This is a genomic window from Streptomyces sp. URMC 129 (assembly GCF_051386415.1).
Classification (GTDB): domain Bacteria; phylum Actinomycetota; class Actinomycetes; order Streptomycetales; family Streptomycetaceae; genus Streptomyces.
The window spans coordinates 41102-48358 of record NZ_JBPQTQ010000030.1 but is presented as its reverse complement, the minus strand read 5'-3'; the positions used below and the strand labels follow the sequence as shown (position 1 = coordinate 48358).

The following is a 7257-nucleotide window of genomic DNA, read 5'->3' as shown; positions in this document are numbered from 1 at the left end:
GCCGTCCGGGTCCGCCCGCCCCTTCCCGCGACCCGCCCGGCCGCGTTACCGTGCAAGGGTCCCGGGCCCTGCAAGGCTTGGACCAGTGCCGTTCCGCCCGCTGTGGCGAACTACTTGGATTTCCAGGTAAATCCGCAGGTCAGGGGCGCTTTCTCGGGTTGAGATCCGACTGGATACCGTGCTCTTATGGGGCCGACGAACGGGACACGAACGGAACACCAGACCGCTCGGTTCCGTCCACGCCGCACCCCACCCCGTGCGCCGTACGGGACCGGACGAGCCCGCCCTGGCCGCCCGGCGACCCCGGGGGCCGGACCGACGGAGGAGCACGAGTGACCGTGGAACGCACCGCGCCGCGCGGCAAGCCGCGCCGGGCCGCGACGAAGAAGACGACGACCGCCGCCGCGAGAAAGCGGGCGGCGCGCCCGGAGATGGTGCAGCTGCTGACCCCCGAGGGCGAGCGCGTCGAGCACCCCGACTACGCCCTGACCACCACCCCCGGGCAACTGCGCGGCCTGTACCGCGACATGGTGCTCACCCGCCGCTTCGACGCGGAGGCCACCGCGCTCCAGCGCCAGGGCGAACTGGGCCTGTGGCCCTCGCTGCTGGGCCAGGAGGCGGCGCAGATCGGCTCCGGCCGGGCGCTGCGCGACGACGACTACGTGTTCCCGACCTACCGCGAGCACGGCGTGGCCTGGTGCCGGGGCGTGGACCCGACGCTGCTGCTCGGGATGTTCCGCGGCGTCAACCACGGTGGCTGGGACCCGAACAGCAACAACTTCCACCTCTACACCATCGTCATCGGCTCCCAGGCGCTGCACGCCACCGGCTACGCGATGGGCGTCGCCAAGGACGGCGCGGACTCGGCGGTGGTGGCCTACTTCGGGGACGGCGCCTCCAGCCAGGGCGACGTGGCCGAGGCGTTCACGTTCGCCGCGGTCTACAACGCGCCCGTCGTCTTCTTCTGCCAGAACAACCAGTGGGCCATCTCCGAGCCCACCGAGCGGCAGAGCCGCGTTCCGCTCTACCAGCGGGCGGCCGGTTACGGCTTCCCCGGCGTCCGCGTCGACGGCAACGACGTGCTCGCCGTCCTCGCCGTCACCCGCGCCGCCGCCGAGCACGTACGGACCGGGCAGGGCCCCATGCTGGTCGAGGCGTTCACGTACCGGATGGGCGCGCACACGACGTCGGACGACCCGACCCGCTACCGCCGCAAGGAGGAGCTGGAGGTCTGGGAGGCCAAGGACCCGATCCTGCGGCTGCGCCGCTGCCTGGAGCGGGAGGACGCGGCGGACGAGGCGTTCTTCTCGGACCTCGCGGAGGAGAGCGACGCGATGGCCCGGCGGGTCCGCGAGGCCATCAGGAGCATGCCCGACCCGGACGGCATGGCGATCTTCGAGCACACCTACGCCGACGGCCACGCGCTGGTGGACGAGGAGCGCGCCCAGTACGCCGCGTATCTCGCCTCCTTCGCGGACCACGGGCACGAGGGGGTCTGACGGACATGGCTGCCGAGACGATGGCGATGGCTAAGGCGCTCAACTCCTCGCTGCGCAGGGCGATGGAGAGCGACCCCAAGGTGCTGGTGATGGGCGAGGACGTCGGCAGGCTGGGCGGCGTCTTCCGGATCACCGACGGGCTGCAGAAGGACTTCGGCGAGGAGCGGGTCATCGACACCCCGCTGGCCGAGTCGGGGATCATCGGGACGGCGATCGGGCTGGCGCTGCGCGGGTACCGGCCGATCGCGGAGATCCAGTTCGACGGGTTCGTCTTCCCCGGGTACGACCAGATCGTCACGCAGCTGGCGAAGATGCACGCCAGGTCGCTGGGGAAGGTCAAGCTGCCGGTGGTGGTGCGGATCCCGTTCGGCGGTGGCATCGGCGCGGTCGAGCACCACAGCGAGTCGCCGGAGGCGCTGTTCGCGCACGTGGCGGGGCTGAAGGTCGTGACGCCGGGGAACCCGTCGGACGCGTACTGGATGCTCCAGCAGGCCATCGAGTGCGACGACCCGGTCATCTTCTTCGAGCCGAAGGCCCGCTACTGGGACAAGGGCATCGTCGACCCGGCGGGCATCCCGGGGCCGCTGCACACGGCGAAGGTCGTCAGGCCGGGCACGGATCTGACGCTCGTGGCGTACGGTCCGACCGTGAAGACCGCGCTGGCGGCGGCGGTCGCGGCCGAGGAGGACGGGGTGTCGCTGGAGGTGATCGATCTGCGGTCGGTCTCCCCGATCGACTTCGACACCGTCCAGCGGTCGGTGGAGAAGACCGGCCGGCTGGTGGTCGCGCACGAGGCGCCGGTCTTCTTCGGGGCGGGCGCGGAGCTCGCGGCCCGGATCACGGAGCGCTGCTTCTACCACCTGGAAGCCCCGGTGCTGCGCGTCGGCGGCTTCCACGCGCCGTATCCGCCGGCGCGGCTGGAGGAGGAGTATCTCCCGGGGCTGGACCGGGTCCTGGACAGCGTCGACCGCGCCTTGGCGTACTGAGGAAAGGCTGAGGAGAGTCGTGACGATGGCCGCTGAGGCACAGCGCTACCGCGAGTTCAAGATGCCGGACGTGGGCGAGGGGCTCACGGAGGCCGAGATCCTGAAGTGGCTCGTCCAGCCGGGTGACACGGTGACCGACGGCCAGGTGGTGGTGGAGGTCGAGACCGCCAAGGCCGCGGTCGAGCTGCCCATCCCGTACGACGGCGAGGTCCGTGAGCTCCTCTTCGAGGAGGGGACCACGGTGGACGTCGGCACGCCGATCATCAGGGTGGACACGGACCCCTCCGCGGCGAAGCCCGCCGCGGAGGAGGGCGAGGCGCCGCAGGCCAGGGCCCAGGCGCGCAAGCCGGTGCTGGTCGGCTACGGCGTCTCGGCCCCTTCCACGAAGCGCCGCGCCCGGAAGCAGCAGCCCCCGGCCGGTGGCGGCGGCCGGGAGCCGGAGGCCGCACCGCCGCCGGGGGTCCTCGGGGAGGCGGCCGGGGACGTGGCCGGGGAGAAGCGCCCGCTGGCCAAGCCCCCGGTGCGGAAGCTGGCCAAGGATCTGGGGATCGACCTGGCGTCGGTCACGCCGACCGGGGCGAACGGCGTCGTCACGCGCGAGGACGTGCGCGCCGCCGCCGAGCCCCCGGCGCCCGAGCCGGAGCCCGCGCCGGCGCCGGCGCCCGTCGCCGAAGCGGTGGGACGGGAGCGGCGGGTGCCGATCAAGGGCGTGCGCAAGGCGACCGCGCAGGCCATGGTGGGCAGCGCGTTCACCGCGCCGCACGTCACCGAGTTCGTGACGGTGGACGTCACCCGGACGGTCAAGCTCGTGGAGCGGCTGAAGCAGGACCCGGACATGGCGGGGCTGCGGGTCAACGCGCTGCTGATCGTCGCCAAGGCGCTGCTGGTCGCGATCCGGCGCAACCCGGAGGTCAACGCCTCCTGGGACGAGGAGCGCCAGGAGATCGTCTACAAGGAGTACGTCAACCTCGGGATCGCCGCGGCCACCCCGCGCGGCCTGATCGTGCCGAACATCAAGGACGCCGGGGCCAAGACCCTGCCGGAGCTGTCCCGGGCGCTCTCCGAGCTGGTCGGCACGGCCCGGGAGGGCAGGACGCCCCCGGCCGCCATGCAGGGCGGCACGGTGACGATCACCAACATCGGCGTCTTCGGCATCGACACCGGCACCCCGATCCTCAACCCGGGCGAGTCCGCGATCCTCGCCTTCGGGGCGATCAAACTCCAGCCGTGGGTGCACAAGGGCAAGGTGAAGCCGCGGCACGTCACGACGCTGGCGCTCTCGTTCGACCACCGGCTGGTGGACGGCGAGCTGGGGTCGAAGGTGCTGCGCGACGTCGCGGCCGTCCTGGAACAGCCGCAGCGCCTCATCACCTGGGGCTGACGGCCCCCGGGACGGACGGCGACGGCGGCACCGTCGGGTGCCGCCGTCGCCGCGTCAGGGACAGGCCGTCACAGGTAGGGGCCGGACCGGGCGCCGCCGCGGGTCTCGCCCTGCTCCCCGCCGTCCTCGGCCAGCGCGCCGGGCGGCAGCGCCCGCCGCATCTGTTCGAGCTGCGCGCGGGCCGCCATCTGCTGGGCGAACAGCGCGGTCTGGATGCCGTGGAACAGCCCCTCCAGCCAGCCGACGAGCTGCGCCTGGGCGATCCGCAGCTCCGCCTCGGTGGGCACGCTGTCGTCGGTGAAGGGCAGCGACAGCCGTCCCAGCTCCTCGACCAGCTCCGGCGCCAGGCCCTCCTCCAGCTCCTTGACCGAGCTGGCGTGGATCTCCTTCAGCCGGGCCCGGCTCGCCTCGTCCAGCGGCGCGGCCTTGACCTCCTCCAGGAGCTGCTTGATCATGCTGCCGATCCGCATGACTTTCGCCGGCTGCTCCACCATCTCCGTCAGCGGAGTCTCCGACGGTCCCTCGTCGCCCGCGCCACCACCGCGGGGCCCGGCGCTGCTGAGAGCCATCCCGTCCGGCCCCACGACCAGGATCTGCGAGTTCTCGTGCGGTGGTTCGTTCCTCGGCTGCGTCATACCTCCATCATGCAACGCGCCTCACCCCGCCCGCCGCGCGAGGGGGATCCGGGAGCGGGTCAGGAGCGCGGCGACCGCGCACGCGATGAGCGGCACCACCACGATGAGCTGCGCGAACGTCGCCCACGGCAGCTCGATGAACAGCTCCGGCCGGGGCCCGGAATCCCACCCCTGCTCCCAGTTCCACTCCCACGCGGAGACGGCCTTCCGGTGCTCGTCCAGCCGCAGGCCGAGCGCCGGGATCAGCCCGGCGACGGAGCCGAGCAGCACCCCCATGGCGGCGATCACCCCGCACTGAAGTCCGGAGAGGGTACGGCGGACCCGGGGTGACGCGCCGACCGACGCCAGGGTGGTGAGGTCGGCCTCGGAGTCGGCCTGGGCGAGGCCGGTGGCGATCCCGGCGGCGCCGAGCGTGATGACCAGCGCCACCAGCGCGAGGATCAGCAGGACCGCCGTGGGGTCGCCGTCGTAGCCGTCCTCGATGTACGCCGCCGGCGGGGTGCCCAGCGCGGCCAGCGCCTGCTCGAAGGACAGTTGCTCGCCGCTGCCGGGCATCTCGGTGGTCGCGAAGAAGCTGGCGGCGTCCACGGTGGTCAGTCCGGCGGCCTCGGCGGCGGCCGGCGAGATCAGCGCGGAGAGCCCGAACTCCGCCCCTTCCACCAGGTGGGCCGCGAAGGTGGCCGTGTGGTCCGGCGGCGTCGGGGCGCCGTCCTCCTCCCAGGGGTCGACGTCCCAGAGGTTCACCCGCACCTCGCCGTCGCCCGAGACGAACCGGTCGGTGAAGACGACGGCCTCGCCCCGTTCCAGCGCGTCGGCGGCCCGGCGGACCTCGTCGTCGCCGACGCCGAGGATCCCCAGCGCCTCGGGGCCGCCGACCCACACTCCGCGCTCGTCGATCAGCAGCGCCGTCGCCCGGGCACAGCGCGGATCGTCGCTCAGCCCGCCGCGCTCCTCGGCCGTCAGGCGGTCGGCGTCCTCGGTCCACAGCGGGCACTCCCGCTCCGGGGGCACGACGAGTTCCACGAGTCCGCAGCTCTCCGCGACATCGCTGCTGTCGCACTCCGGGTCGCCGGCCACGACCTCGAAGAGGTCGGCCCGCTCCGCCGTGGGCAGCTCCCGCTCCGCCGCGGCGCGGGCCGCGTCGAGCTGGTCACGCTGATCGGGGAAGTCCGCGGCGAGCGACACCCCGCCGGTGGGCAGTGTCGCCACGTACTCGGCGCGGTTCTCGGCCTCGCCGCTGACGACCATGGTGGCGACCACGACACTGCCCGCGACGGCGGCCAGGACGGCCGCGACGGCGGGCGCGGTGCGGCCCCGGTTGCGGGTGGCGTCGCGCAGGGCCAGGCGGGCGGAGAGCGGCAGCCAGCGGCCGAGCCGGCCGGCGGCGCCGACGAGCACGGGCGTGAGGGCGACCAGGCCCAGCTCGGCCGTGACCGCGCCGGCCGCGACCACGACCGTGCTGTCGGTGACCAGGCTGCCGAGGAGGGCCGTGGCGGTGCCGAGGACCAGGACGGCGAGGCCGATCACGGGCAGCACCCGGTTGGCGCGGCGGACGCCGCGGCGGCCGGTGAGCGAGTCGAGCACGCTGCTGCGGGCGGCGTTGACCGCCGGTATGACGGCGGCCAGCAGGCCGACGACGACGGCGAGCACGGCGATCCCGGCCAGTTCGGCGACGCGGAAGTCCCAGGCGCCGAACCGCTTGTTCCCCTGCTCCTCGATGAGCGGGTGGGCGGCCAGGGTGAGGGCGATGCCGCCCGCGACGCCGATGGCCGCGGCGACGGCGCCGAGCACGGCCCCACCGGCGAGCATGACGGCCCGCAGGTGGTGGCGGTCGCCGCCGTTGGCGCCGACCAGGCCGAGCTGGCGGCGCGAGCGGCGGGCGCCGACCGCGAAGGCCGGTCCGGCCAGCAGGCAGATCTCCAGGATCACCAGCGAGACGGCGGTGACGGTCGCGGCCACGACGGTGCTGTCGACGCCGGACCCGGAGGAGCCTGGAGGGCCGTACTCGTCCCACAGCGGCACGTCGGCGTCGGCCGGCGGGTCCGCCAGCACCGCACGGGATTCGGCGCTGAGGCCGTGCTCGTTGGCGGCCATCACCATCGGCCAGGTGACACCGCCGTCCGGCACGACGGCGAGAAGGGTGGCCGGCCCCTGCCAGCCGGCGCCGCCCTCCGGCAGGGGCAGCACCGCGCCGGGCAGGGCGAGGAGCTGGGCCTGGTCGAGGCGGTCGGGCAGTTCGTAGGCGCCGGTGACGCGGTAGCTCCGGTCGTCGTCCCGGATACGCAGCTCGGCGCCGACGCGCAGACCGCTCTCGTCGAGGAACGCCTCGGTCGCCGCGATCTCGCCCGGCCCCTCGGGGTACCGGCCGCTCAGCAGGGTGATCATGCCCTCGGTGGCCGGATGGGCGGCGTCCAGTTCCCTGACCTCGGTGGCCAGCAGGACATCCTCGGTGTCGACAAGGCCCTCGACCGTGTGGTCCGCCAGGATCTCGGTGCCCGGGGGCAGGGTCGCGCGCAGCCGGTCCGTCACCTCGTCCAGCGGCCTGGTCAGGGCCGCCGTCCAGGTGTCGACCGTGTCGGGGAACTGGAGCGCGTCGCCCTCCGGCGACTGGAGGACGGGCTCGCCGCCGGTCTCGACGCGGAACCGCGCGTCGGCCTGCCCCATCTCGCGGGTCAGTTGCTCGGCCTGGGACAGCTCACTGCTGCGCACCGCCAGGTCGGCGGCGGTCACGCCGAGGATGGGCAGCGCGATCATGG

5 protein-coding genes are annotated in these 7257 nt (G+C 73.7%); 3 read left to right on the top strand and 2 right to left on the bottom strand.

Translation table 11 applies throughout. The annotated features are described in order from the left end of the window. The first annotated feature begins 332 nt into the window (after nt 1-332). Genes pdhA through ACSNOC_RS09140 form a run of 3 tightly spaced genes read left to right on the top strand, consistent with a single transcriptional unit; the run spans nt 333 to nt 3866 of the window. Entirely contained in the window at nt 333-1499 is a 1167-nt protein-coding gene (gene pdhA / locus ACSNOC_RS09150; RefSeq protein ID WP_436746790.1) for a pyruvate dehydrogenase (acetyl-transferring) E1 component subunit alpha, read from the top strand. A gap of 5 nt (nt 1500-1504) precedes the next feature. After that, nucleotides 1505-2485 (top strand): alpha-ketoacid dehydrogenase subunit beta, encoded by a 981-nt coding sequence (locus tag ACSNOC_RS09145; RefSeq protein WP_436746789.1) that lies wholly within the window; start codon nt 1505-1507, stop codon nt 2483-2485. A gap of 25 nt (nt 2486-2510) precedes the next feature. Next, a complete protein-coding gene (locus tag ACSNOC_RS09140; RefSeq protein ID WP_436746788.1) occupies nt 2511-3866 on the top strand; it encodes a dihydrolipoamide acetyltransferase family protein in 1356 nt (451 codons plus the stop codon). A 68-nt stretch (nt 3867-3934) separates the two neighbouring features. Here ACSNOC_RS09140 and ACSNOC_RS09135 read toward each other — a convergent pair whose 3' ends face one another. Further along, nucleotides 3935-4501, bottom strand: a complete 567-nt coding sequence (locus ACSNOC_RS09135) for a bacterial proteasome activator family protein (RefSeq protein ID WP_436746787.1) — start codon at nt 4499-4501, stop codon at nt 3935-3937. Nucleotides 4502-4522: 21 nt separating this feature from the next. Further along, nucleotides 4523-7255, bottom strand: a complete 2733-nt coding sequence (locus ACSNOC_RS09130; RefSeq protein WP_436746794.1) for an FtsX-like permease family protein — start codon at nt 7253-7255, stop codon at nt 4523-4525. Between the last annotated feature and the right edge of the window lie 2 nt (nt 7256-7257).